Origin of the sequence: Ferruginibacter sp. SUN002, assembly GCF_050611725.1 — a bacterium.
Lineage (GTDB): Bacteria > Bacteroidota > Bacteroidia > Chitinophagales > Chitinophagaceae > Ferruginibacter.
Genome location: NZ_JBODJB010000001.1, coordinates 739033 through 763528 on the forward strand (window position 1 = coordinate 739033; position 24496 = coordinate 763528).

Consider the following 24496-nt stretch of genomic DNA (forward strand, 5'->3'; position numbering starts at 1 on the left):
TCTAATCATTTAATAACTACTTAAAAAAATATGCCTCGTTTCATCATTCATCACGTAACAAAATATACTTATCCTGAACCGGTACGTGACAGTGCCAATCAAATAATACTGTTCCCTATAAGAGATGAATATCAAGATGTATTAAGTCATCAACTGATCATTACCGGAGAACCGAATGTAGAAAAGTATAGAGATTATTATGGTAATGAAATTGGCACTTTCATGAATATTGATCTGCATAAAGAATTAAGGATCGATTCTACAAAAACAATTGTAACTAAAGAAAGAGCTCTCCCGACGGGCACTGAAACAATTGAAGAACAATGGGGTCATCTGAATCAGATAAAAAACGTGGTGCCCTTCATAGATTTTTTGTTGCCTGAATTGTTTGAAGCAATTGATGAAGTTAAAAAAACAGCTAATGTAGATCTATATAAATCAATGAGTGTGTTTGATGCCGCACAAGAGTTGAATAAATACGTATACAAGAATTTTCAATACATCAAAGGCATTACTAATACACAAACTACGATCGATGAAGTTTGGAAATTAAAAGCAGGTGTTTGTCAGGATTTTGCACACATTCTCTCTGTAATGCTACGCTTGATCAACATTCCTGCCCGTTATGTAAGTGGTTATGTTTGTCCGAAAGACAAAGATCTTCGAGGGCAAGGTGCTACTCATGCATGGGTAGAAGCCTATATTCCATTCTATGGTTGGATAGGACTTGATCCCACCAACAACTGTGTGGTAAATGATCTGCATGTACGTTTGGCCATTGGTAGAAATTTTAGTGATTGTTCTCCGGTTAAAGGTACATATAAAGGTTCTGCAAAACAATCTTTGGAGGTAGGCGTATCCGTTAGTTATGAAGACGGGGCTGTTTCTAAAAATGTAAACCCTATTTTAGAGCCGCAATATATTACTCCTGTTACTGAGCCCGATGGCACGAACAATTCTTACAGACGATATACGGATATGATGAAAGTACAACAACAACAACAGCAGCAATAATTTTGTAGGTATTGATCCCGGTTAATACCTATCTTCCAAATTCATCGCCATAGTCCTCGGCGTATTTTTCATATTTTTTAATAAGTGTTACGTTTTTTATCTCTGTATCAGATAATAAATTTTTTACATCGGTTGTATGCGGTACATACCAGTCCCGATCTTCAAATGTCTCTCTAAGATTTTTCTTTTTAAAGCAGTAGCCATGTCTTGCAAAAATTTCGTTTCGCATTACTTCCAGTTCCCACTTAGTAAGATTATTTACGTCGTCGTCCTTTAAAAGTCTTTGAGATGCCTGCGGATAAATCCCTACATCTTTTGAATAAACAAACGATTTACGACTCAATGAAAATTGCTTTGCTTTCAACTGGGGGGTTTCTTTGTAAGGAACCCAGTTTCCTACAACTACATCTTTATTACTTTCTTTATACAATATTTTAAACGCTCCGTCATTTTTATCATCTCCGGGCTCTCTGGCATCTATATTGTAAACACTATCTTTTTTTGTTACAAGACCAATAAATGGTCGATCATTTCCTCCAACCACCGATCTTCCCTCAATAGTATCTTTTAAAACCTTTGTAATTAATAACGTAATTTTATTGGTGCCAAAATCACCAACAAAGGAACCTAAAATGCCGGGAGAAGTACCAGTTAGGGCGGCATCTTGTGTTGAAGGGTTAAGAGAACTGTCGCCGGGGGGTTTGGGCTCGTTACCACAAGCCGCCAAAATACCTAATATTGCAAGCGCAAAAAGATTAGTCAGTTTCATATAGCTTTGTTTTTTACTAATATAACACATTGAAACCAACATTCAAAAATATATCTACCTTGGTGCTCCTGTGTATACTGGCGTTCTTCAGTTTTCTGATGGTTCGAATCATTATTCCCTATCACTCACTGCAAACAGATATAGGATTTTTACAACTGAAACAAGCCGTTATTCATATTGATGTGTGGAGAGTCTCTTTTTTTACCCACGTTTTCACTAGTTTTTTTGTTTTGATCGCCGGCTTTACACAATTTTCCAAAAAGCTTTTGAAACAAAGACCGGTATTACATAGAAGGCTGGGCTATTTTTATGTAATTAATATTTTATTCATAACCGGCCCAGCCGGACTTATTATGAGTTTTTATGCAAATGGGGGTGTAAATAGTATTATTGGTTTTACGCTATTATCGGTTTTATGGATAGGCACAACAGCCATGGCACTTTACAAAGCCATTAAAAAAGATTTTATTGCTCATAGGGCATTTATGATACGAAGTTTTGCGTTGACACTCTCAGCTATTTCCTTGAGAGCAGAAAAGGTTTTGTTTGCAGAGTTTACCAATATTGCACCAATGGATCGCTACAGAATTATTGCCTGGTTGGGTTGGGGGTTGAATTTGATCATTGCAGAGATCATCATTTATCAACTACATCAAAAAAGAAAAATAAAAAACCTCCGTTTCAAAACGGAGGTTAATACAATATAATATTTTTATTAAATTAGTTATTCAACATCAACGGCATCACCAACATTAACAACTCTTCGTTTTTATCGATCTCTGTTGGTTTAATGATACCGGCTTTGGTTGGTGTACTTAATTCCATTACAATTTCATCCGTATCTGCAGCACCAAGCATTTCAATTAAAAATTTTGCATTGAAAGCAATTTGCAGATCCTCGCCATCATATTGACAAGACATGCGCTCATTACCTTCGTTACTAAAATCAACATCTTGTGCGGCTAATTGCAATTCGCTTCCGCTGATGCTTAATGCAACCTGATTTGTACTCTTGTTACTAAATACACTTACACGGCGTAATGCACTTTGAAAATCGCCTTTGTTAATAGTTAGTTTATAAGGATTATCAACCGGTATCACTACTTTATAATCAGGGAAACGGGCATCGATCAGCCTACACACAAGTTCTGTTCCACCATGTTTTACAAATAAATGATTGCTATTATACGATACCGTTAGTTCGTCATCATTATCTGGCAACGCTGTTTTTAAAAGATTCAACGGTTTTTTCGGTGCGATGAAAGTGTCTGTTTTAGGGCAACTTACATCAGTTCTCCTGTATTTTACCAATCTATGGGCATCGGTAGCAACACAGGTAAGGCCTTTTTTATCTAACTCAAAAAACACGCCTGTCATTGCCGGACGAAGATCATCGTTACTCACAGCAAACAAACTTTTATTGATCGCCGTTACCAATGCCGAAGAGGTAATGGTAAAAGAATTAGCATCATCTGCAGCAGGTTCTTTTGGAAAGTTGTCAGGATTTTCACCCATTACTTTATACTTACCGTTATCGCTGGTAATTTCTATTCCAAAATTTTTATCAATTGTAAAAGTCAATGGCTGTTCAGGAATATTTTTCAAGGAGTCCATCAAAATTTTTGCAGGAATACAAACTTTGCCGCTGTCTTTTGCTTCAATCTCTAAATGAACTTTCATCACAGTTTCCAGATCGGTAGCTACCACCGTTAATTTGTTTTTCTCGATTTCAAATAAAAAATCTTCCAAAATAGGTAACACTGTATTAGAATTAATAACCCCGCTGATTTGCTGTAATTGCTTTAGTAAGGCCGCAGACGAAACAATAAACTTCATATTATAGTTGTATTAAAAATCAAAGATAAAATATTAAGGTTAACCGGCTCAAGATAATGAAATAATTTTGGTTCTAATTACCGTGTTTTCAACAGAACTTTGTTCATAATGCTCAATAAACAACATTTAACCCCACAACAGGCTTTTCAAAAAATTAAACAATACTGCGCCTATCAGGAACGCTGCCATTCTGAGGTGAAGGAAAAACTTTATAACTATGGCTTATCTAAGAATGATGTGGAAGATATTGTGAGTAAACTGATCAGTGAAAATTATCTAAACGAGGAGCGCTTTGCCATCCTTTTTGCCGGAGGAAAATTCAGGAGCAAAAATTGGGGGAAAACCAAGATCCGATACGAATTAAAGCAAAAGCAGGTAAGCGATTATTGCATCAAAAAAGCGCTTTGCCAAATAGATTTCGATGATTATTTGTTGACACTTCAAAATCTGGCTGAAAAAAAATTACTGACGCTGAAAAGTGAAAAAAACATCTTTATCAAAAAAAGGAAATTGCAGGATCACTTGTTACAAAAAGGATTTGAATCGGATCTGGTAAGGGATTGTGTGAAAAAGATATGACTCAGAACGAGCTACAACGGTAAAGCCGCAAGGGACAAGCATACTGACCCGAAACTCTTTGCTTATCCCTTGCAGCTTGTGGCTAGTAGCTTACAATTAAATTCTCAGTAAAAAAATACCGAATGCAACCTTTTTTTGAAAAAATGAAACATATATTTAGTTTAATCTATTTTTTAATCTGTTTTTCTCTTGGCTACACAACAACATATTGACCACAACGAGGTTTTTGATCTGGCTTTTCGTTTTGTTACAGAAACGAACGAGAATATTTTTCTTACCGGTAAGGCTGGAACCGGTAAAACTACTTTTTTAAAATATTTAAAGGATAACTGCACAAAAAATGTAGTGATAGCTGCGCCAACAGGCGTTGCAGCTATTAATGCCGGGGGTGTTACATTGCACAGCTTGTTTCAATTGCCCTTTGAACCTTTTTTGCCAACAGCCGTAAATAAAAATGAGTTACTGGCAAAGATCCATTACAATCGTCAGCGACAACAATTGCTACGCAAGATGGAATTACTCATTATTGACGAGATCAGTATGGTTCGTAGCGATGTGATGGATGCTATTGATACCATCTTAAAAAGTATTCGTAGAAATTATGATACACCCTTTGGTGGCGTACAATTATTATGCATCGGCGATCTGCATCAATTAGCACCGGTAGCTCAAAATCAGGAGTGGAGCATTTTACAGGAATATTATTCAACACCATTCTTTTTCGATAGTCATGCTATTAAAGAACAGATGCCATTATTGATTGAGCTGAATAAAATTTATCGACAAAAAGATGAATCGTTTGTTCGTTTGTTGAATAAAGTACGAAACAACCAAATGGATAAGGATGATTTTGAAGACCTGCATCTTCGTTTTGATCAACACTTTACTCCTCCGGTAAATGAAAAATACATTACCCTTACTTCTCATAACAGACAATCAGATCAAATCAATCTGGTACAACTACACAAATTATTTACGCCTGAATTCAAGTATACGGCAAACATCGAGGGTGAATTTTCCGAAAAAGCCTATCCGGCCGAAGTTGAATTGGTTTTAAAGGTTGGGGCACAGGTTATGTTCTTAAAGAACGATGCTATTCAAAAAAGGTATTTTAATGGTAAGATCGGTGTAATTAAATCGTTGGAAAAAGAAAGAATTATTGTTGAAGCAGATGGATTTGATATTGATGTTTCTTTAGAAACATGGGAAAACACCCGCTACACTTTAAACAAAGCCGATGGCAAATTAGAGCAAGAAGTTGTCGGTTCGTTTTCTCAATATCCATTGCGATTAGCTTGGGCTATCACCATACACAAAAGCCAGGGATTGACTTTTGAAAAAGTGATGATCGATGCAGGATCTGCATTCAGCAGCGGACAAGTGTATGTTGCATTAAGCCGTTGTACAAGTTTAGAAGGTATTGTGCTGTTATCAAAAATTCCGAGCTCGGCCATTCAAAACAACGACAATGTTATAAAGGGCCTACAATCTTTAACACATAAGGGCTCTTTAGCAGAACGATTTGCCGGTGCAAGGCAGGTTTATACACAACAGCTCTTAGAAGAAATTTTTTCTTTTGAAGAGGTAAATACTGCTGCTACGCAATTACAATTTCATGTAAAAAAACATTTAGATAAATTAAATCCGGAAAGTGAACCATGGGTGAACGATCTTAAAAACTATATCAACTCAGAACAAGTTGTCGGATTAAAATTTATCAGTCGTACCGGCGAGTTAATGAAAGAAGAAGGCATCATTGAAAAAAATATGTTGTTGCAACAACGTATCATGGATGCAGCCAATCATTTTATTCCTAAGTTTTCATCGCTGCAACAATCTTTACAAAAGCATCCCATTATAACAGAACATAAAGAAGCTGCAACAGAAGTAAATGAATATTTACAGCAGCTTGCGTTATCCATACACACTTTATTGTATTACTTGGAATATTGCAAACAGCCTTTTGCCATTACATCTTTTTTAAAGAAGAAATTAAATTATGCATTGCCACGTATTTCTATAACCTGTTATGCAAGCGGTAAAAAAGAAATTGTTTCCACCGATACCCCTAACCTTGAATTGTACAATACGCTGAAACGTTGGCGGGATATGGTTATTGAAGAAACCCAACAACCAATTTACATGGTTGCCAATCAGGCCACACTAAAAGAAATCTGCACGTACCTGCCACTTACAAAAAAAGACCTAATGCAAATAAGTGGGTTTGGAAAAGCGAAGGTTGAAAAATATGGTGATGATATTATTGAAGCTGTTGAAAGCTACTGTCACCGGCATGGAGTTGAAACAAATATGTTTGCTAAAGAAGGGAATCCCAAAAAAGAAAGAAAAGAAAAAAGCAGTGAACCAAAAGTTGATACTAAAAAAGTTTCTTTTGATCTATTTAAAGAAGGAAAAACAATAGATGAAATTGCAACAATAAGAAATTTTACAAAAGCCACTATTGAAGGGCATTTATCAAATTATATTGGTACGGGTGAAATTAATATTGACGATCTTGTAAATAAAGAAAAACAACTGTTAATTAAAAATGCGATTACGGTACACGGTAGAGAAAACATAAAGATCTTAGTAGATAATTTACCGGGTATTGGTTATGGGGAAGTCAGGATGGTCTTGGCTTCTGGAATGACTAACGAGTAGTAAATTGCGTTATCTTCCAAAATCATCTTGTACCCTCACAATATCATCTTCATCACTTGGGTTTTCCGCATCGGTATGTTGCCAGATCTCTGCTACAATACCCCAGCCATCCAAGCCGATCAAACGGTGGCGTTCGCCTTTTGCTAATTGAATAATGTCACCGATTTTTAGATGAGTGGTTTGTTTCTCATCATCCGTATCGCTTGTAACTACGCCGGCTGTTCCGCCAATGAGTTTCCATATTTCTGCACGACGATGATGGTATTGCCAGCTCAATCTTTTTTGAGGCCCAACCACCAAAATTTTCGGACTCAGTTTTCCGGAAATTTCAAGTTCCTTTTTAGTAAGATGTGAAAAATATTTTGAAATAAATTTATCTGCTTCGTTTTCATCGATCACAAAAAAACCACCCCAGGGACGCTTATCGTCGTATTTATCAACAGCAATATTTTGCTCTTTTAAATACTCGGCAACTTTTTTAAAAACTTTTTCTTTAGAAGTATCTGTGGCAAACGATAAGGACATATTCAGGAATTCTTTGAATCAAATATAAATTATCTTCCCATAAAAACCATTAATATCTGTACATCACTTGGATTTACGCCCGATATACGTGAAGCTTGTCCAAGTGTATGCGGACGAATTTTTTTAAACTTTTGTTTTGCCTCTGTTCCTAGTGAGACTAACTTTTCGTAATCAAAATTTTCAGGGATCACAAGATTCTCCAACTGGCTCATTTTGGTTACGAGCTCTTTTTCCTTTTCAATATAAGTATCGTATTTGATCTGTATCTCTGCTTGTTCAATTGTTTCTGCGCCATATTCACCAAGAGCTGACGCCAGTTTTGGAACAGCATTTATCATTGCACTTAAGCTTAAATTTGGTCTCAATAATATCTGTCCAGCTTTTTGTCTTTTATCTAACGGTGATGAATAAACGCTTTCTAATACTCCGTTTATTTCTTCCGGCTCCAAACTGATCTGTTGAAGCAATTCTTTAATTTTAGCTACATTCTCTTTCTTCGCTATTACTTTGTCCATTCTTTCCTGATCGGCTAATCCCAAGCGATAACTGATCTCTGTAAGACGCAGATCCGCATTATCCTGACGCAAAAGGGTTCTAAATTCGGCTCTACTGGTGAACATACGGTAAGGTTCATCCGTTCCTTTATTGATCAGATCGTCTATTAATACACCGATATACGCTTCACTTCTTTTTAAAACTACCGGCTCCAAATTTCTTGCTTTTTGATGAGCATTGATACCGGCCATTAAACCCTGACAAGCCGCTTCCTCATATCCTGTTGTACCATTTATTTGTCCGGCAAAGAAAAGATTGTCAATCAGCTTTGTTTCGAGGCTGAATTTTAACTGTGTTGGTGGAAAATAATCATACTCAATGGCATATCCTGGGCGGAACATTCTGCAATTTTCAAAGCCAGGAACCATTTTAAGTGCTTGATACTGAACCTCTTCCGGCAAAGATGAGGAGAATCCGTTCACGTAGACCTCTATCGTGTTAAACCCTTCGGGCTCAACAAATAACTGATGTCTTTCCCTATCGGAAAACCTATTGATCTTGTCTTCTATACTCGGGCAATACCTTGGCCCGGTTCCCTGAATTCTACCCTGAAACATCGGACTTTTTTCAAACCCAGTTTTTAGTATTTCATGTACTTCAGGACTTGTATAAGTTACCCAACAACTTCTTTGTTGTTCTGGTTTAATTTTTTCTATTCCTTTATAACTAAACCCCACAATCTCTTCATCACCCTTCTGCTCTTCCATTTTGGAATAATCTAGACTTCTACCATCTATTCTTGGAGGAGTTCCTGTTTTTAATCGATCGCTTTCAAAGCCCAGCGCAACCAATTGCTCAGTTATTCCTGTTGAAGCTTTTTCGGCCATACGACCGCCGCCTAACTGTTTCTCACCAATATGGATGATCCCGTTTAAAAATGTCCCATTGGTTAAAACCACTGATTTTGCCTTGATTTCGTGCCCCAAACCGGTCAAAACACCAAAAACTTGACCATTTTTAATCAAAAGTCCATTTACCATATCTTGGTAAAAGTCAACGTTGGGAGTATTTTCAAGCATTTCCCTCCACTTATTAGCAAAGATCATTCTATCGCTTTGCACCCTCGGACTCCACATGGCCGGCCCTTTGCTTCGATTCAACATCCTGAACTGGATCATACTGGCATCACTTACTATACCACTATACCCTCCCATGGCATCTATTTCCCTTACAATCTGACCTTTTGCAATACCTCCCATGGCAGGATTACAACTCATTTGTCCGATGGTTTGCATATTCATAGTAATAAGCAGCACCTTGCTGCCCATATTAGCGGCAGCGGCAGCGGCTTCGCAACCGGCATGACCGGCACCTACTACTATGATATCGTATTCTGGAAACATGGGTGCAAAGATACGAAATAGAAAAATGTGTTTTGGGAGGAATTGAGTTAAAATGCCCCAAACTATACGAAGTGTTCCACGGGAAACATCTCCCTCTAGCAGAAACTTAAATGTGACACGTGGAACATTATTTAAAATACGACTTCAGGTATTTATCTTCCATTTGTCGCATAAGCTTCTCATCTTTAGTTGACTTATCCTTATATCCACATAAATGCAAGGCGCCGTGGAAGATAACCCGGTGTAACTCCTCTTTAATGGAGGTCTCGTGGTTTTTAGCATTATCCCGAACCCGATCTATACTTATATATATATCCCCATCAACCGGTAAAGACGGTTCTGAAAGACAAAAAGTTATAATGTCGGTGTAGTAGTTGTGATTCAGATAAGACTTATTGATTTCAAGTAAGTAATCATCCGAGCAAAAGACATATGACAAAGAGCCTAGTCGCTTCTCCTCCTTTGAGAAAATTGTTGGAATAAACTTCTTTAACCTTGTCCGATCTTTCAACACGGGCACTTTTTCAATAAAAAAGAATTGAACCTTCATGTGTTTAATTTCTGAATTCGAAATTATCAATCAATCTCGAATAAATACCTTTGCAGGAAATAAATCTGACGGAATGGACAGAAGACTCTCGGAAATTGAAGTAGGCAAAACCGTACTCATTAAATATTTTGAAAAAGACGATATTTTTTTAAAGTTGATGGAAATGGGGTGCGTACCCGGCGAGACAATAATTATTGATCAAATTGCCCCATTGGGAGATCCGATCTCAATAATGGTTGCAGGATATAACCTTAGTTTACGCCTAAATGAAGCCGAAAATATTTGGGTTGAAGAATTAAACAATTGATTATCAATATTTTATGAAAATTGGACTTTATTTTGGCTCCTTCAACCCGGTACATACCGGTCATCTTATCATAGCTAACCATATTGCTCACAATTTTGATCTGCAGCAGGTTTGGATGGTAGTTTCTCCTCAAAACCCATTCAAGAAATCAGTCTCCCTTCTTAATGAGTACCATCGTTTACATTTTATACAAGCGTCTATTGAGGGAGAAACGAAACTCAAAGCATCCAACGTAGAATTTAAATTACCCAAACCTTCTTATACAATCGATACATTGACATATCTGGAAGAAAAATATCCGGAACATCAATTTTCAATTATTATGGGTAGCGATAGTTTTAATAATTTATCTAAATGGAAAAATTATGAACTTATAGTAAAAAAATATAAGCTATTTATTTACATAAGGCCGGGTTTTGAAGTAGATAATTCTATCGGTGCGACGATAGAGATTGTAAAAGCACCATTGCTTGAGATTTCGAGTACCCATATACGTGAGTTAGTAAAAGAAGGAAAGTCTATTCGCTATCTGGTGCCGGATGTGGTGAATGAAGAGATTGAAAGAAATGGCTATTATAGACAACCGGTTTAGAAGAGCCAGCCAAGGCCAAGGCAAATTATTACAATAACAGGAGCTGGTAGTTTTGTATAATTGAGTGCGATAAATGTTCCAAGTATTACACCAATGTTTAAGAGACTAACAAGTTTGAAAGACATAAGGGATATATCTTTCAGCAAATAAAGGGAAGCTGCCCACATTAATCCTACTACAACTGCATTAATGCCCTCAAGGGCCCTGTTGACCACAACAAATTTTTTTAAATATTGCCAAACAGGAAAAAAGAATAGTACCAACAAAGCGCTGGGTAAAAAAATTGCGACTGACCCAATAATACAGCCCAAGAGTTGTCGTTCCTTTCCTTCATTTTTTAAAGCAATACCACCCGTGTAAGATGCAATGGAAAATACGGGTCCGGGAATAGCCCGAACAATTCCTGCTCCGGTCAACAACTCCTGTTTATCAATCCTAATAATATTTTGTGAGCTATCCGAGAACTTTCGGTCAGTAGGTCTGGCAACGTATTGATCTAACATCATTGGAATCAATACATCACCTCCTCCAAAAACCAGACTTCCGAAACGATAAAAGTTTTCGAAAAGATTGTAAGCTTTTCTATCTTCCCAATTCTGCTTTCTTGCCGTTTCGCTAAGAAAACCCGCCAAAGCAAAAACTAAAACAAAAAGCCAGATATTTGTCCATCGCACTTGCTTGGGTTTTACCTTTTCACGTTCCGGAAAACGTTTATCGCTAAAATTTGTGGCTACGCCCCCCAAAACGATCAATAAAGGGAAAACCCAAGGTGCTTTGAATAAAAAATAGGTAATGCCCATTGATAATAACATGATTATCTGTGTAATCAGATTGTTCACAGAAATTTTGAATGCTTTAACGGCAGCATATATCAAAAAACCGATTGCCATGGGCTGAATGAACTGGAAAACACTGGTATGCAAATTGGCTGATCCGATGCTTGCTACAAGAAAAGAAAAAGCCCCCATTAAAATGCAGGCCGGTAATATCCAAATAATCAATGTAATAACCGCCAGCATAACGCCCCCACGTTTATACCCGATCAGAGTTAATGTTTGGGTGGAAGAAGCCCCCGGTAATAGCTGACAAAACGAAGTGTAGTCCATCAACTCCTGACTCGTTACATCTCTTCGTTTGTCAACAAAGGTTTTCATCATCATACCAAAATGGCCTTGGGGCCCACCAAAAGCGGTTATACTGTGCACTAACACAGATTTTAAAAATGGTATATGTCTGAGCAGGTTCAGTGTTGTACAATTAGATTTACAATGGCAAGTCTTAAAGATACAAATTAAATGTACTTTTCATAAAAAACAGAATGGCCGGTTGTAAAATGCTGCACACATGTATTCACGTTAGTGAATATGAAGAAACTTAAGAGTTAGAGTAGTTCGTACAATGCCCTTAGCTTTTCTCTTGATATGATCTTTTCCCAATCTTTACCTAAAGCATTTTCCCAAAGCGGTTTCATACCCAATGAAACATCAATCATTTTATTAAACTGCTCATCGGTTAAATTGGCACAGATATTTTGTGGTATATCAATGTGATTTTTTTCAACCATGTATTTAAACTCTTTTACGCCTTCGGGATAATACTCTTCCAGTTTATCAAAAACAATACAATTACCAATACCGTGTTTGGTACCGAGTAAATAACTTAATCCATAACTAACGGCATGGGCTACCCCAACCTGAGAATAGGCAATGCTCATACCTCCGGCATAAGAAGCCATCATTAATTTATCATCGCATTCATCGTCCCAGACAGGCTTATCAACAAAAACATCTCTACACAATTCAAGAGCCTTTTCTCCGTAACTTTTACTAAACTCGTTCAAATAAGTTCCGGTAAGACTTTCTATACAATGTATGTAACAATCCATACCTGTATAAAATCGTTGGTTTGCCGGAGCGTTGGCACAAAGTTCCGGATCTAAAACAATCTGATCGAAAGGGGTGAAATCTGAATTCATTCCGAGTTTACGGGTTGGGCCTGTTAATACTGTAGTGCGACTTACTTCGGCGCCGGTTCCACTCAATGTTGGGATTCCTACTTTATAAACACCTGCAACTTTAACAAGATCCCATCCTTGATAATCTGCACTGCTTCCCGGATTTGTCATCATTAAAGAAACAGCCTTTGCAAGATCCATTGCAGAGCCGCCACCAATACCAATAATGCCGCTCACGGTTCCAAATTCTTCTTTCAATTGGTTAGCTAATACATCTACATATGTTGTCTTAGGTTCGTAAGTAACATCAACATAAATAATCTTATCTTTTCCCTTTACAGGAACTCTTTGCGCCAGAGGCTTACCTTCAAAAAAATGATCGACTAAAAAGATCATTGGTTTGTCGCCAATTCTTCTTGGTTGAAGAATTTCATCAAGTTGATCAAATGCACCACGTCCGTAAACAACGTAGTCAACCATTTTAAAGTTTCTGAATTTCATGCTGCAATTTCGCTAAAAACTTTTAAAGTGGTATATTTATAGAAACATATTCTATGAAATCCATACTCCTGTCAAGTTTACTATTGCTTTCTTTGGGCTTTCTTCTTACCGCATGTCCGGTGGCAACAAAATTTCCCCTAACAGAAAAAGAAGATCTTTCAACTTTTGATAAAAGACTGATTGGAGAATGGGTAAACAGCGATTCCGCAGCAGAGGCTAAGAAAATAAGAATTACAAAAGGAGAGACTAAAAAAACCTACCATATTGAAGTGTTGGAAAAGGGATCTATGTTTATGGCCGAAAGCGAAACCTTTGAAGCCTGGATCACCGACTTGGATGATAAAAAATTTATTGTACTTCAGGAAATTAAAGACGGGGAAACAGATAAATCTTATTATGTGTATCATTTAGAAATAACTGATGATTATCTGATAACACATGATGTTAGTTTAAAAGTAAAAGGTATCGATGGAATTAAATCTGTTTCAACCTACCGTGAAGAAGTAAGTGCTTCGATGACATTTAAGGATTTTCTTTCCGAAGAAAGAAAATGGACAAAAGAATAGGTCACCTTATTAAATCCTGAACATCGGGGTCTCCTTCAAGGTTATTAATTTGCCGCATAATATCGTCATATCTGCTTGCAACATATCTGCTAACCGGAACAACTGTATATTTTTTTGGATTTGGAAGACAGGCGGCGATCATAGCTGCTTCACTTCGTGTAAGGTCTTTTGCGTCTTTATTGAAATAACTTCTGGCCGCCGCTTGCACACCAAAAATACCTCTACCCATTTCAGCAATATTCAAATAGGTTTGAAGAATTTTTTTCTTGCTCCAGAAAGATTCGATCATAAAAGTAAAATACACTTCTAAGCCTTTTCTGAAAAAACCTCCGCCTTGCCAAAGAAAAACATTTTTTGCGACCTGTTGACTGATCGTACTTGCACCTCTTGTTTTGTTGGGATGCCTTTTATTGTACTTCATCGCCAACTTAATTGCTTTCAGATCAAAACCGTCATGATCGGGAAACAACTGATCTTCGCTTGCCATTACCGCCAGCTTACTATTAGAGCCCATTGCATTGCCACTTACATAATCTCTGCTTAGCCCGTTACCCGTAACTAAACTGCCCAATTGTGTAATGGTAATAGGCGGGTTAACAACGGTAACTAAAAAAAAGTAAAGCAAAGAAGAAATATAACAGATCGACAAAATATTAAATATCAAAGACAAGCTTCGGTTTATAAATGCTCTCGTTGATTTAAAAAACCAATATATCAATCCAACTATTACAACAGGTACAATGACTAAGATTAAACCGATCTTGATAAAAAATTTAGGATCAAAATCATTGAATGGTTGAATTTTTAAAATGAAATATACAGCCCAGCAAAGATGGGCCAGAAAGATCCAGAAAAATATTTTCTTAATGATAGGCCAAGATTTCTTCATCAGATCATTTTATATAAACAAGTAAAGTGATTAATTTTTGAATCCCTGATAAAGTATTCCTACTATCAAGGCAATACCAAATGTGATCAACAAAAAGCCGGATACCTGATCTACTCTATGAACAGTTTTATCATTCAATTTTTTTCCTATTTTTCCTGCTAGTGTTACTTTCAAAACATCGGCTGTCATATTAATGAGTAAACAAGTTGAGAAAAGAATAAAACGGTGTTTGCCCGACATTGTACCGGCTACAGTTGGAGCCGTAAAGGCCCAAAAAGCCACCACAGCAGGATTGAGCGTATTGATCAAAAAGCCTGAAGTAAAAATTCTGAAATATTTTCCGGAAGATATTTGTACTCTGTCCTGATCTTCTTTAACATGTGCTTTTTTGAAAAATAGATTGAATAAACCCATTCCCAAAAGAAAAATGCCGCCAACCACTCCGATAGTAACGGTGTATTCATTGCTAAACTGTTGTATCAGGCCCAAAAAAAGATTGGCTAAAACAACCCACATGATATCGCTTACCCATACACCTGCAACAAAACTAAATCCGGCAGGCTTACCGTAATTAACACTCAACTTAATAATGGTAAATATAACCGGGCCTACAGAAATCACCAGAGGCAAGCCTAATAAAATTCCTTTCCATAAAGCTTCAAACATCAACAGGTGATTTGGTTAATCCGTGAAGTTAATTATAATACTGCAGTGGATAATATCAGTCTATGATTTTTTTTTATAAATGGGCACAGTGCTGCAAGGCTCTCCGTACATAATGCTTTTCACAACAGGCAAAAGAAGCTTTGTAGCTTCAAGGTATGCGGCTTCGTCTATCGGGAGATCTCCGCAACCTTTAATGACAACTCTTTTGTCGGTATAATCTGAAGCAGAAAGTTTTGATATATTTTTAATCAGTATTTTCTTTTTTACATCATCTTCGTTTCCGTAAAAAATTTCTTTTGCAACCGGTTGAAGATAGGTAGTTACCAGCATATAAGCCCACATAGGAATGATGGCATCTGCACTACAGGTAACCGTAACGGTTTTACCGGTGTATGGAGTTGTATCCAATGTTTTTAAAGCTTCTCTGAAATCTTTTTCCTTTAAGATCAATCCCATAAAAAGATGATCTTTCAAATCAAACACCACAATATCTTCCTTTGGATAAAACTCTTCCAGATCGATAGTGGTTAATGCACTCTCGCTTACTTTATTAATAATAGCTCCGTCCATACTGCAAAGTTAGGATTTAAGTAATTGCGGTGAGTTACTGTGAGTTTCGAAACATGGAATAAAAAAGAGGTAATTGCAGAGTCACAAGTCGCAAGCATCAAGGGACAAGCATATTGGTTCAAATCACTTTACTTGCCTCTTGAAGCTTGTAGCTAAAGCCTCAGCTCGCTAACTTGAAATAAAAAACCGGACTTTAAAGGTCCGGTCAAAGGGGTTATTTTCCTCTTTTTGCTATAACTAGTTAAACTTGCTTCGTTCGTCTTTTATGTCTGCGGTCTTTTTAAGGCCTTCAAACCAGCCATATGAAATTTGCTGACGCAGAGATTGTTTTCTGTTCTTTTCTTGTTCTGCAGCAACATCCGGAGCATCGGCAGGTTTAGTACCAATGCTGTTTACTTTGATCACATATACACCGTTGGTACCAATGATCGGAGCAGATTCTTTTGATTGGTAAGCTGCATTAAAAGATGCACCGATCACTTTTGGTTCTTGTCCGATACCGTTTACAATTTGTGCGCCAAAAGTTAATGTTGAATCAGCTCCTGCAATAGCAATCTCTTTTTTGTATGCTTGTGCTGCTGATGCCAAACTTGGAGTAGCGCCTAAGTTTTTTACAATTTCATCTGCTTTTTTAAGATTACGAACCGTTGCTTCAACCAATGGTCTTGCAACTTTTGCATCCGGTAAACCTTCCGCCTGAACTTTTGTAACCGTTGCAACAATAAATTGATCGCTGATATTAAATGGCTCACTCACATCTCCTTCTTTTGCTTCAAATGCCCATTTTATCAATTGTCTTGCTTCTTGTAATCCGCCTAATTGATAATCGTTTTCTTTGATAAGATTCGGCACTTCAATTTTTTTCAATCCTTTTTTAGCAACATAACCATCCAACGCTTTAAGGTTTCTTGCTTCACCGGAAAGTTTAGCTGCTTGAGAACTTGCAGTGTTAATTGTTTCAGGGCTTGGTGTAATTTCTTTAGCCAGATAAGCTACTTTGTAGGTAGGTGCCGGATTTTTCTTTTCCAAAATTTCTATGTAGTGCCAACCGTAATCTGTTTTTACTGTCTTTTTAGTTTCGCCTTTTTCATTCAACAAAAATGCTGCAAACTCAGGAGCAAAACTATTTTTGTTTTGGATGGTTGCAATATCAAAAGTCATAACACCCTTTGTTTGGTGAGCTCCCTGATCATCTGTAAAACGAGCTTCTAAAGAATCGAAATTTCCACCAGCTTGAACCAATCCGGCAATGCTATCAATTTTATGTTTTGCTGCACTGTCAGTTAAAACTGTTTGACCTTTTTCATCAGTTGTTTTAATTAATATGTGACGGCATTTAATTGAATCTGGTAACACTTTGCTACCTACCATTTTGGCCAACACAATATTCTTTCCATCTAAATATGGTCCAAATACGCCACCAACAGGCAATGCAGCGATAGAGTCCTTTTGAGACATGGTCATTTTTTCCTTTGATATATACGCATCATCAAAAGGAATTGTACTCATGCTTCTTGATACAAAATTCTTTGGTGTAGTATCTGCAACAAACTGAGCTTTTAAACTATTCAATCCATCATAGGTGTTTGCAGTATCTTTTGCACTTGGGTTAGCATCAAAAGCAACATATGCAATCAATCTGCCACCATCTTGTTTGTATAGTTTAGGATATTTTTTTACGTAGTTAATAATATCTTCATCGCTTACTTTTACTGCGCTATCGCTGATAACATTATACGGTACACTCACATAAGAAATATTTGCAAACGTTTTTGCGTCTGCAGCATCTTTCTCTTTCATCCAGGTAGGATAATAAGCAGCACCACTGATCATAGCACTATATTTATTATATAGTGTTTGTAGTTTCATTGGTTCAATAACTTCTTCTTCTAAAGCAGCTCTTTGCTCTCCTTTCCATTTTTTTGCAGTTTGCCACCATTGCTGCACTTTTTCAATATCGTATATACCGGTAGTTTTATCCGTATAAGCTTGTTTCAACATTGGCGGAGCATCATCGCTGAACATTAATGCACTCATTTCTTTAGGAGAAAAAGTAAGACCAAGTTTTTCAAACTCTCCTTCAAGAATTTTTTGTCCAACCATTTGGTCCCATGCGTTTTGACGAACCTGATAGGTCATAGCACCGCTCACTCTGCCATTATAATTAGCTTCCATTTGTTTAACTTTTTTGTTAAACTCATCGTTGCTGATCTTTTCACCATTGACTTTACCAATTGTAGTGGAATTTGAAGCAAAGAAGCCATTGCCTCCTTGTTTAGCATCCATCAAAATAAAACCAATTAAACTTAGGGCAATAACACCAATTACTATGGCAGCTCCTTTATCACGAATACTCTGAATAATTTGCATAAACTATACTATATATTAAATATGGAGGGCAAAAATAGGGTAAAATAAGATAATATTACCTAAAAATAAGGGTATATAATATATTGTAAACAAGTACAGATGGGGCTTTTTGAGAATTTTTTATTGATCGCTGCAAAAACAGGCAGAACAGGGATAAAAAGAGTAATTCACATAGCTATGTTTATAAGCACGCTTTTATGTGTATAAACCCATATTTGTAATTTTTACATGGTGGGGAGTTGGGGTAAAATTAGGGGTGTTGGGGTTTGATGACCCCTGATGTGTTAATGTAGACTAATTTATCAGGTATTCAGTTAACATAGATAGATTTCAATTGTTAAATAATATTACTCACCTGAAATATTGTTAACCGATGTTGGAAAATAAAATAAAATTACCTGTAAATAGCTTTACTTGTGATACAGTAAAAAAATTATAATGTTAATTACCTGTGGATGTAACTGTATAAACTGATTGATTTAATTTTACAAATAATTTAAAAATTCTCTTTCCACAAATTCACATCCCTAATAGTAATAGGTTTATTTAAATAATATAGTATTAATAATTATTATGGCAGATATTAACACCGCAAAACAAGCAATTGAAACCGCCGGATTTTTAAACATCGACGTAGATGCTAACATAGATCTTTTTGCAGAAATTGAAAGATTGAAGAAAGAAAAAAATGCGATCGTTTTAGCACACTATTATCAGGAGCCGGATATTCAGGATGTGGCGGATTATATAGGCGATAGTTTAGGACTTGCACAGCAAGCAGAAAAAACAAATGCAGATATCATTGTTTTTGCCGGTGTACACTTTATGGCGGAAACGGCTAAAATACTCAATCCGTCGAAGAAGGTGTTATTACCCGATTTAAAGGCCGGTTGCTCCCTGAGTGACTCAGCACCCCCTGAACTGTTCAAAAGGTTCAAGGATCAACACCCAGACCACCTGGTGATCACTTACATCAACTGCTCTGCAGGGATGAAAGCATTGAGCGACATTATCTGCACCAGCAGTAATGCACAAACCATTATTGAAAGTTTACCAAAAGAGCAGAAAATAATTTTTGCACCGGATAAGAACCTTGGAGCTTACCTGAATAAGAAAACCGGCCGCAATATGGTTTTGTGGAATGGTGCTTGTATGGTGCATGAGATCTTTAGTGTAGAAAAAATTACCAAATTAAAAATTCGTCATCCTCAAGCGAAAGTAATTGCACACCCCGAATGTGAAGAACCTGTTTTACGTTTGGCAGATTATATTGGCAGCACCACCGGTTTATTGAAATATGCTCAGAAAAGTGAAGCCAAAGAATTTATTGTAGTAACTGAAACCGGTATTTTACACCAGATGCAAAAATCCTGTCCGGATAAAACATTTATACCGGCCCCACCCAACAATAGTTGTGCATGTAACGATTGCCCACACATGAAATTAAATACACTGGAAAAATTGTATTTGTGTATGGAATATGAATTGCCTGAAATTATGATGGAAGAATCTTTGCGTATTGCAGCGAAGAAACCAATTGACAGGATGTTGGAAATTAGTAAGCAGTATGGGCTGTAGTTTGGTACACAAAAATATTGAAAATGAATTGGTTAAAGCACCAGAGTTGCGTATATTTATGAGTTAGCAGCAAACCAATGGCAACATCTTTTATACTTGGAGCAGGATTTTCAGTGCCTGCTAAATATCCAAGCGGACATACTTTAAATGAGAAGTTTTTTAAAAATTTAGAAAACAACATTCTTAAGTTTTCATCTGGTGAATGGAAATGGGATGAATATGATATCTCGACCGCACAAAATGGAAGACTTAATTGGGATCATCTTAATATTTCATACTTATTAAGTGTATTGATTGAACATTTTCAAATGGAGACTTTTATGCCCTTTGATTATGAAGAATTCTATGACTGGATAAATAAGGCCTATCCCGAAGAATTAATTAAGAAATGTTGCACAACAGTAAATATTCGTTTGGAAAAGGATTTTAAAGAACTTCCTAAAGTTTACTTATTTCAGGATCCAGGTTTAAATGAATACAGATCAGTTCAAGAATGTTATAGCTATTTAATTGCTGACATTCTAAATAGACCTTATAAGCGTGAAGAAAATGGGAACCTTTATGACCAATTTATAGAATTACTCCGTAAAGAAAGTGCTGCAGATATTTTTACTTTAAATCATGACAACCTCTTAGAGTATTTATTGACCATCCGTGGATTACAGTATTCAGATGGCTTTACAGCCGAAGGCAGTTTGATATGTAACGATCAAAAAAAGCAGTTGCCCGTTTTCAACGATGTATATTCAGAAGCAATAAAAATTCATAAGTTACATGGAAGTATTGATTATTATCAATTTTCTGAAATGGAGCAATCACAAGGTGGTGTGTATTATGACACAGGAAAATATTGGTTTTTCAAGACAAATAATTATTGGGATATTCATACGGCTTCTCTAATAAATTCGGACACAAAGGAAATAGTACAGTCATTAAATCCAGATATTAAACCTCAATTCCTTACTGGCAAATCAAAACAGTTGACAATAAGCGAGCACCAAATATATAAACAGCTTTATTCTCATTTAAAGGAATCTCTTGCAACTACCAATAAATTAGTCATAATTGGATACTCATACAGAGACAAACATATTAATGAAGAAATAAAGCAATGTATTGAAAACAACTCTTGCGAAATTTTCAATGTTAATCCATACGTTGCCTTTCCATTTAGACGAAACTATTCACAAACAAATATTCATGAGCTTGATTCTATCAGCTCTTTATAAGGTCTGCTGCTAACATTGGTATTTGCAAAAGCTGGGCGGACGGAAGCCGTGTTTCAACTTTTGTTTTTCAATTTTGCTTCATATCGGGCAGACGAATAACTATTTAGCTATGTGCAAATCATCAACATTTATTTATAAATTTAGCTTCAGGTAGCCGGGCTGACGGAAGTCTATTTCCCAGCCTTCGCAAATACCTGCTCGTTAGGCGTCATTTTCAAAAAACATCCATTTTAATTTTAGCAATGAAAGAAGAACGAATACAAATTTCAAAGGAAACAATAGAAAGAATTGGAAAAAGTGGAGATTATTTGCGAAAATTAGGAGCAGAAGCTATTTCCTCAATGGAACAGACAAGTGTTATCCTTCACCAAGTTTATAAGGAAATTGCAAAATTTGGATGGTACACAAATGCCACTAGTTCAATTATTGACCTTGTTCCTGTTAAAGCTGCAATTAGAAATAAAAATACCGAAGAAATAAATCGCCTGATGATTGCACAAACAAAAGAGTACTACACCATTAATAAAAAGCACACTCTCGAAACATTTTCAGCAAAAAAAGAAATTCTTTCACGTGCATTTAAAGCTTTTGAGAAAAAACAATATGAATATTCTATCCTACTTTTTCTTACTCAGACTGATAGTATATGCAAAGCCTTAATTGGCACAAGGCTATTTGGTAAAAGATCAAAACAACCTAAAACTAAAGAGTTTGCCGACCAACATTATAATGAACGTTCTTTTATCTCTGCTGTTCTTCAACCATTGACAGATTATGGGGAAATTAATAAAGTTGAACAAGATTATTTGCCTGGTGAATTGAATCGACATAGGGTAATACACGGGGAGGACACAGAATATGGAAATGTTGTAAATGCACACAAGATTCTTTCGCTAATATTTTACTTGACTACCCTTGTTGGTAAAATATCAACAAAACCAAACGTCGCCTAACATTGGGTTTGCTGCAAGGCTGGCAGGACATTGGAGCAATGGTCATTTTATCGCTTTTGTGCTTCATCTGGGCTGGACAAACATCCCTGGGCTTTTGTTTGTTAACCTGTACTTTTATATCTTTAATCAGCAGCGGTCACGGGCGGACCAGCTATGAATTCAAGCCCTGCCCGTTGGCTGCTACCTTACTGCGACACATCAAACCTCTAAATTTTATTACAGTTTGTTTTACAGACTTACAATACCGACACTTTTAATTCTTGCATTTTGGTCTTGCAAAAGTTCGACACAGAAAACTGTTACAACAAATTTTGAAAGAATATTACAGGATACTACAAATAATCACCGAGCAAAATGGGACTTAGAGCAACTTGAACATTACAATAATATTTGTAAAGCAATAAATTTAAATAAGCTTTATGACGGAGTGGACAGCTTTGAAGTGAGATTGTGGCGGCAATTTTCCTTTTTTGGAATGGCAACGGACGAAGAAATTTACTCATTAAAAATATTGGACACTACAGTTAGTTTAACATTTTACAGAGTTTATTGTTCACAAGAAAATTATGACAATCCGAACTATAGAAATTGGAACCCTTTTACAAATCCAAAAATTGACAGTTTTTTTGCCGTGTCTAAATCCTTCCCAACAAAAATAATTGACAGTTTAAACTTGCAAAACCTTTGGACTTTAAAAACTCAAAGTGCTTTAAATATTCCTGACAGCATAGGCTTTTTAGATGGTTCAACAACAAGTATTGAACTTGCTTCTAAGTCAAAGTATACACTGCTAAGACACCATGTAGCATATGCATTCTATGAAAAGACAAAAATGATTGAAATAAAAAAATACATAGATGAATATGACAAATTAATAAGGTTTTTTCAATCAAATAAAATTTATGACCATAGTTATTAAAGACAATGCAGCAGCCAACAAAAGGTTATGTGCAATTTCCATTTGGCGTATCTCCCAAGCCCTTTGCTGATACATCCATTAACTTATACCTACACAATAAAAAAACACAATATTCACCCACGAATATTTGTACCAATTAAGAAATAAGCTACCTTTATTTCAATGACAATGATTACAATTTATCCTACGCTTTTTGATGATAGTCTTTCAGATATTACACCTCCTTACAATACCGTATCCGAAAAACAAGCAGAAAAATTATTTACTTATTTTAAAGAGCACCCACTTTTTAATTGGAAAAATTCTCACAATGGTTGTGAAGGAAAAGCTGATGCTGTCTGTGTTTTGTTAGATGAATGGGGAATACCAAATTATAAAGCATGGGTATTCGGTGGCGCTTATCTTAGAAAAAACTATGTTGGTGAATTAATGAAATACTGGAATTATCATGTTGCTGCTGTGTTAGCTGTGGAAAAGGATGGGAAAATTATACAGTATGTACTTGATCCTGCTACCGCTGATACATTGCAGACTGTAGAAGATTGGGCAGCGGGTATAACCTATATATCCCACAGTTATCATTGTACCCGTCAGGCACATTGGTATATTTTTTCCGGAAAAAGTATCATCAATGAAAAGTGGAATAAACGAAACAGACGGAACCGTAAATGGATGATCCAATGTCTTGCAGGAATCAATAGTCTTACAATAGTGGGTAAAGCTCAGTTGTGTTTTAAAAAGACACAGATAAAAAAAACGCTGTTAGCTTTTCGTGAAGCGAAAAAAAATAAACCGGATTTGAATGATTAATAATAGTGTGAAAAATCACAACAATCCACTAATCTTCTTCGCCAGTTTGTGATCCTTCTCTGTTACAATATCACCTGCATCATGCGTACTCAACCATATCTCCACTTTGTTATAAACATTAGTCCATAGTGGATGATGATCTGCTTTTTCTGCTTCAATAGCAACCCTTGTCATGAAAGCAAATGCCTCAGAAAAATTCTTGAATTCGAACTTACGGTAAAGCGTATTATTTTTTTCTTCCCACATAATTAAAGAATTAAGTGTTGTTTGTTTTTAATTTTCTCGTTGGTCATTTCTACCACCAACTGAACGCCAGTTAGCGATTTAATGGATTGTATCAAAGGAGCAATATCCTTACTATCAAAATCACCCTTTATCAACCACAAAAAATCAAGGTGTTTAAATTCAGGTAAAAGATACTCGCCATCGAACTGATTATTGTAGAGATAGTGTGTTAATGCAACAGCGGATAATCTGTATTCAAAAACAGAAAAAAAATAGGTCCGCTTTTTTTTAGTGAGTTGTATCTCCAGATCAGTATTGATCCTGAAATTAAAACCTAAAACATTGTTCAGGTGCCAGCAAAGCATATAATCTTTTACCGGAGCAACAATGCCCAGTAAAATAGATTCTTCAAAGAATTCCTCCGCTAAAGCTTCGTTGTCTATTTTTAGTTTCATTCAGGTTGTAAAGTTAATAGCAATTAGTTAATCTCATAAATATTAAGCCTCAAGTGGCAAGCTACAAGGGACAAGCATGC

General features: G+C 36.3%; 25 protein-coding genes. 12 read left to right on the top strand and 13 right to left on the bottom strand.

Annotated elements, in window-relative coordinates; genetic code table 11:
* Window positions 1–30: 30 nt before the first annotated feature.
* A complete protein-coding gene (locus ACQ33O_RS03230) occupies window positions 31–1014 on the top strand; it encodes a transglutaminase family protein (RefSeq protein ID WP_430994119.1) in 984 nt (327 codons plus the stop codon).
* 28 nt (window positions 1015–1042) lie between these two features.
* Here ACQ33O_RS03230 and ACQ33O_RS03235 read toward each other — a convergent pair whose 3' ends face one another.
* On the bottom strand, window positions 1043–1783 hold the full coding sequence (locus tag ACQ33O_RS03235; RefSeq protein WP_430994120.1) for a YARHG domain-containing protein: 741 nt from the start codon (window positions 1781–1783) through the stop codon (window positions 1043–1045).
* A gap of 98 nt (window positions 1784–1881) precedes the next feature.
* Between ACQ33O_RS03235 and ACQ33O_RS03240 the strand changes: the two genes are divergently transcribed.
* The gene (locus ACQ33O_RS03240) at window positions 1882–2490 is read left to right on the top strand and encodes a DUF2306 domain-containing protein (protein ID WP_430994121.1); all 609 of its coding nucleotides are present in this window, start codon (window positions 1882–1884) and stop codon (window positions 2488–2490) included.
* Between the two features lie 13 nt (window positions 2491–2503).
* Here the strand turns inward: ACQ33O_RS03240 and dnaN are convergent, their stop codons facing one another.
* Window positions 2504–3619 carry a DNA polymerase III subunit beta gene (gene dnaN, locus ACQ33O_RS03245; RefSeq protein WP_430994122.1) on the bottom strand — a complete coding sequence of 372 codons (1116 nt, stop codon included), beginning with the start codon at window positions 3617–3619 and terminating at the stop codon, window positions 2504–2506.
* A 108-nt stretch (window positions 3620–3727) separates the two neighbouring features.
* Between dnaN and ACQ33O_RS03250 the strand changes: the two genes are divergently transcribed.
* Together ACQ33O_RS03250 and ACQ33O_RS03255 are read left to right on the top strand one after the other, a co-directional pair.
* On the top strand, window positions 3728–4198 hold the full coding sequence (locus ACQ33O_RS03250) for a regulatory protein RecX (RefSeq protein ID WP_430994123.1): 471 nt from the start codon (window positions 3728–3730) through the stop codon (window positions 4196–4198).
* 189 nt (window positions 4199–4387) lie between these two features.
* On the top strand, window positions 4388–6859 hold the full coding sequence (locus ACQ33O_RS03255) for a helix-turn-helix domain-containing protein (protein WP_430994124.1): 2472 nt from the start codon (window positions 4388–4390) through the stop codon (window positions 6857–6859).
* Between the two features lie 9 nt (window positions 6860–6868).
* Here the strand turns inward: ACQ33O_RS03255 and ACQ33O_RS03260 are convergent, their stop codons facing one another.
* The 3 genes from ACQ33O_RS03260 to ybeY all read right to left on the bottom strand — a co-directional run bounded on the left by ACQ33O_RS03260 (window position 6869) and on the right by ybeY (window position 9832).
* Window positions 6869–7384, bottom strand: coding sequence for a hypothetical protein (locus tag ACQ33O_RS03260; protein ID WP_430994125.1), 516 nt, complete (start codon window positions 7382–7384; stop codon window positions 6869–6871).
* A 29-nt stretch (window positions 7385–7413) separates the two neighbouring features.
* Window positions 7414–9282, bottom strand: coding sequence for a tRNA uridine-5-carboxymethylaminomethyl(34) synthesis enzyme MnmG (mnmG, locus tag ACQ33O_RS03265; RefSeq protein WP_430994126.1), 1869 nt, complete (start codon window positions 9280–9282; stop codon window positions 7414–7416).
* A 127-nt stretch (window positions 9283–9409) separates the two neighbouring features.
* On the bottom strand, window positions 9410–9832 hold the full coding sequence (ybeY, locus tag ACQ33O_RS03270) for an rRNA maturation RNase YbeY (RefSeq protein ID WP_430994127.1): 423 nt from the start codon (window positions 9830–9832) through the stop codon (window positions 9410–9412).
* A 73-nt stretch (window positions 9833–9905) separates the two neighbouring features.
* On the opposite strand from ybeY, the gene ACQ33O_RS03275 reads away from it, so the two are divergent.
* Both ACQ33O_RS03275 and nadD read left to right on the top strand, forming a co-directional pair.
* On the top strand, window positions 9906–10139 hold the full coding sequence (locus ACQ33O_RS03275) for a FeoA family protein (protein WP_229761705.1): 234 nt from the start codon (window positions 9906–9908) through the stop codon (window positions 10137–10139).
* Between the two features lie 13 nt (window positions 10140–10152).
* A complete protein-coding gene (nadD, locus tag ACQ33O_RS03280; protein ID WP_430994128.1) occupies window positions 10153–10731 on the top strand; it encodes a nicotinate (nicotinamide) nucleotide adenylyltransferase in 579 nt (192 codons plus the stop codon).
* On the opposite strand, the gene ACQ33O_RS03285 is transcribed toward nadD, so the two are convergent.
* Window positions 10728–11936, bottom strand: a complete 1209-nt coding sequence (locus tag ACQ33O_RS03285; protein WP_430994129.1) for a chromate transporter — start codon at window positions 11934–11936, stop codon at window positions 10728–10730. The two genes, nadD and ACQ33O_RS03285, sit on opposite strands and share 4 nt — an antisense overlap.
* Window positions 11937–12112: 176 nt before the next feature.
* Window positions 12113–13186 carry an iron-containing alcohol dehydrogenase family protein gene (locus tag ACQ33O_RS03290; RefSeq protein WP_430994130.1) on the bottom strand — a complete coding sequence of 358 codons (1074 nt, stop codon included), beginning with the start codon at window positions 13184–13186 and terminating at the stop codon, window positions 12113–12115.
* A 53-nt stretch (window positions 13187–13239) separates the two neighbouring features.
* On the opposite strand from ACQ33O_RS03290, the gene ACQ33O_RS03295 reads away from it, so the two are divergent.
* A complete protein-coding gene (locus ACQ33O_RS03295; protein WP_430994131.1) occupies window positions 13240–13752 on the top strand; it encodes a hypothetical protein in 513 nt (170 codons plus the stop codon).
* Window position 13753: 1 nt separating this feature from the next.
* Here ACQ33O_RS03295 and mtgA read toward each other — a convergent pair whose 3' ends face one another.
* The 4 genes from mtgA to ACQ33O_RS03315 form a co-directional block, all read right to left on the bottom strand.
* Window positions 13754–14641, bottom strand: coding sequence for a monofunctional biosynthetic peptidoglycan transglycosylase (mtgA, locus tag ACQ33O_RS03300; RefSeq protein ID WP_430994132.1), 888 nt, complete (start codon window positions 14639–14641; stop codon window positions 13754–13756).
* A 30-nt stretch (window positions 14642–14671) separates the two neighbouring features.
* Complete coding sequence (locus ACQ33O_RS03305) at window positions 14672–15307, bottom strand: LysE family translocator (protein ID WP_430994133.1); 636 nt, start codon at window positions 15305–15307, stop codon at window positions 14672–14674.
* A gap of 60 nt (window positions 15308–15367) precedes the next feature.
* Window positions 15368–15877, bottom strand: coding sequence for a DUF2480 family protein (locus ACQ33O_RS03310; protein WP_430994134.1), 510 nt, complete (start codon window positions 15875–15877; stop codon window positions 15368–15370).
* A 237-nt stretch (window positions 15878–16114) separates the two neighbouring features.
* Complete coding sequence (locus ACQ33O_RS03315; RefSeq protein WP_430994135.1) at window positions 16115–18247, bottom strand: peptidylprolyl isomerase; 2133 nt, start codon at window positions 18245–18247, stop codon at window positions 16115–16117.
* 573 nt (window positions 18248–18820) lie between these two features.
* Between ACQ33O_RS03315 and nadA the strand changes: the two genes are divergently transcribed.
* The 5 genes from nadA (at window position 18821) to ACQ33O_RS03340 (ending at window position 23736) form a co-directional block, all read left to right on the top strand.
* On the top strand, window positions 18821–19825 hold the full coding sequence (nadA, locus tag ACQ33O_RS03320; protein ID WP_430994136.1) for a quinolinate synthase NadA: 1005 nt from the start codon (window positions 18821–18823) through the stop codon (window positions 19823–19825).
* 77 nt (window positions 19826–19902) lie between these two features.
* Window positions 19903–21054 carry an SIR2 family protein gene (locus tag ACQ33O_RS03325; RefSeq protein WP_430994137.1) on the top strand — a complete coding sequence of 384 codons (1152 nt, stop codon included), beginning with the start codon at window positions 19903–19905 and terminating at the stop codon, window positions 21052–21054.
* A gap of 242 nt (window positions 21055–21296) precedes the next feature.
* Window positions 21297–22007 carry a hypothetical protein gene (locus tag ACQ33O_RS03330; RefSeq protein WP_430994138.1) on the top strand — a complete coding sequence of 237 codons (711 nt, stop codon included), beginning with the start codon at window positions 21297–21299 and terminating at the stop codon, window positions 22005–22007.
* Between the two features lie 223 nt (window positions 22008–22230).
* Entirely contained in the window at window positions 22231–22926 is a 696-nt protein-coding gene (locus tag ACQ33O_RS03335; protein WP_430994139.1) for a hypothetical protein, read from the top strand.
* Between the two features lie 162 nt (window positions 22927–23088).
* Window positions 23089–23736: a protein-glutamine glutaminase family protein gene (locus ACQ33O_RS03340; protein ID WP_430994140.1), complete on the top strand. Its 648-nt coding sequence runs from the start codon at window positions 23089–23091 to the stop codon at window positions 23734–23736.
* A 15-nt stretch (window positions 23737–23751) separates the two neighbouring features.
* On the opposite strand, the gene ACQ33O_RS03345 is transcribed toward ACQ33O_RS03340, so the two are convergent.
* Both ACQ33O_RS03345 and ACQ33O_RS03350 read right to left on the bottom strand, forming a co-directional pair.
* Complete coding sequence (locus tag ACQ33O_RS03345; protein WP_430994141.1) at window positions 23752–23982, bottom strand: 4a-hydroxytetrahydrobiopterin dehydratase; 231 nt, start codon at window positions 23980–23982, stop codon at window positions 23752–23754.
* Between the two features lie 2 nt (window positions 23983–23984).
* Window positions 23985–24416: an IPExxxVDY family protein gene (locus ACQ33O_RS03350; protein WP_430994142.1), complete on the bottom strand. Its 432-nt coding sequence runs from the start codon at window positions 24414–24416 to the stop codon at window positions 23985–23987.
* Window positions 24417–24496: the final 80 nt, after the last annotated feature.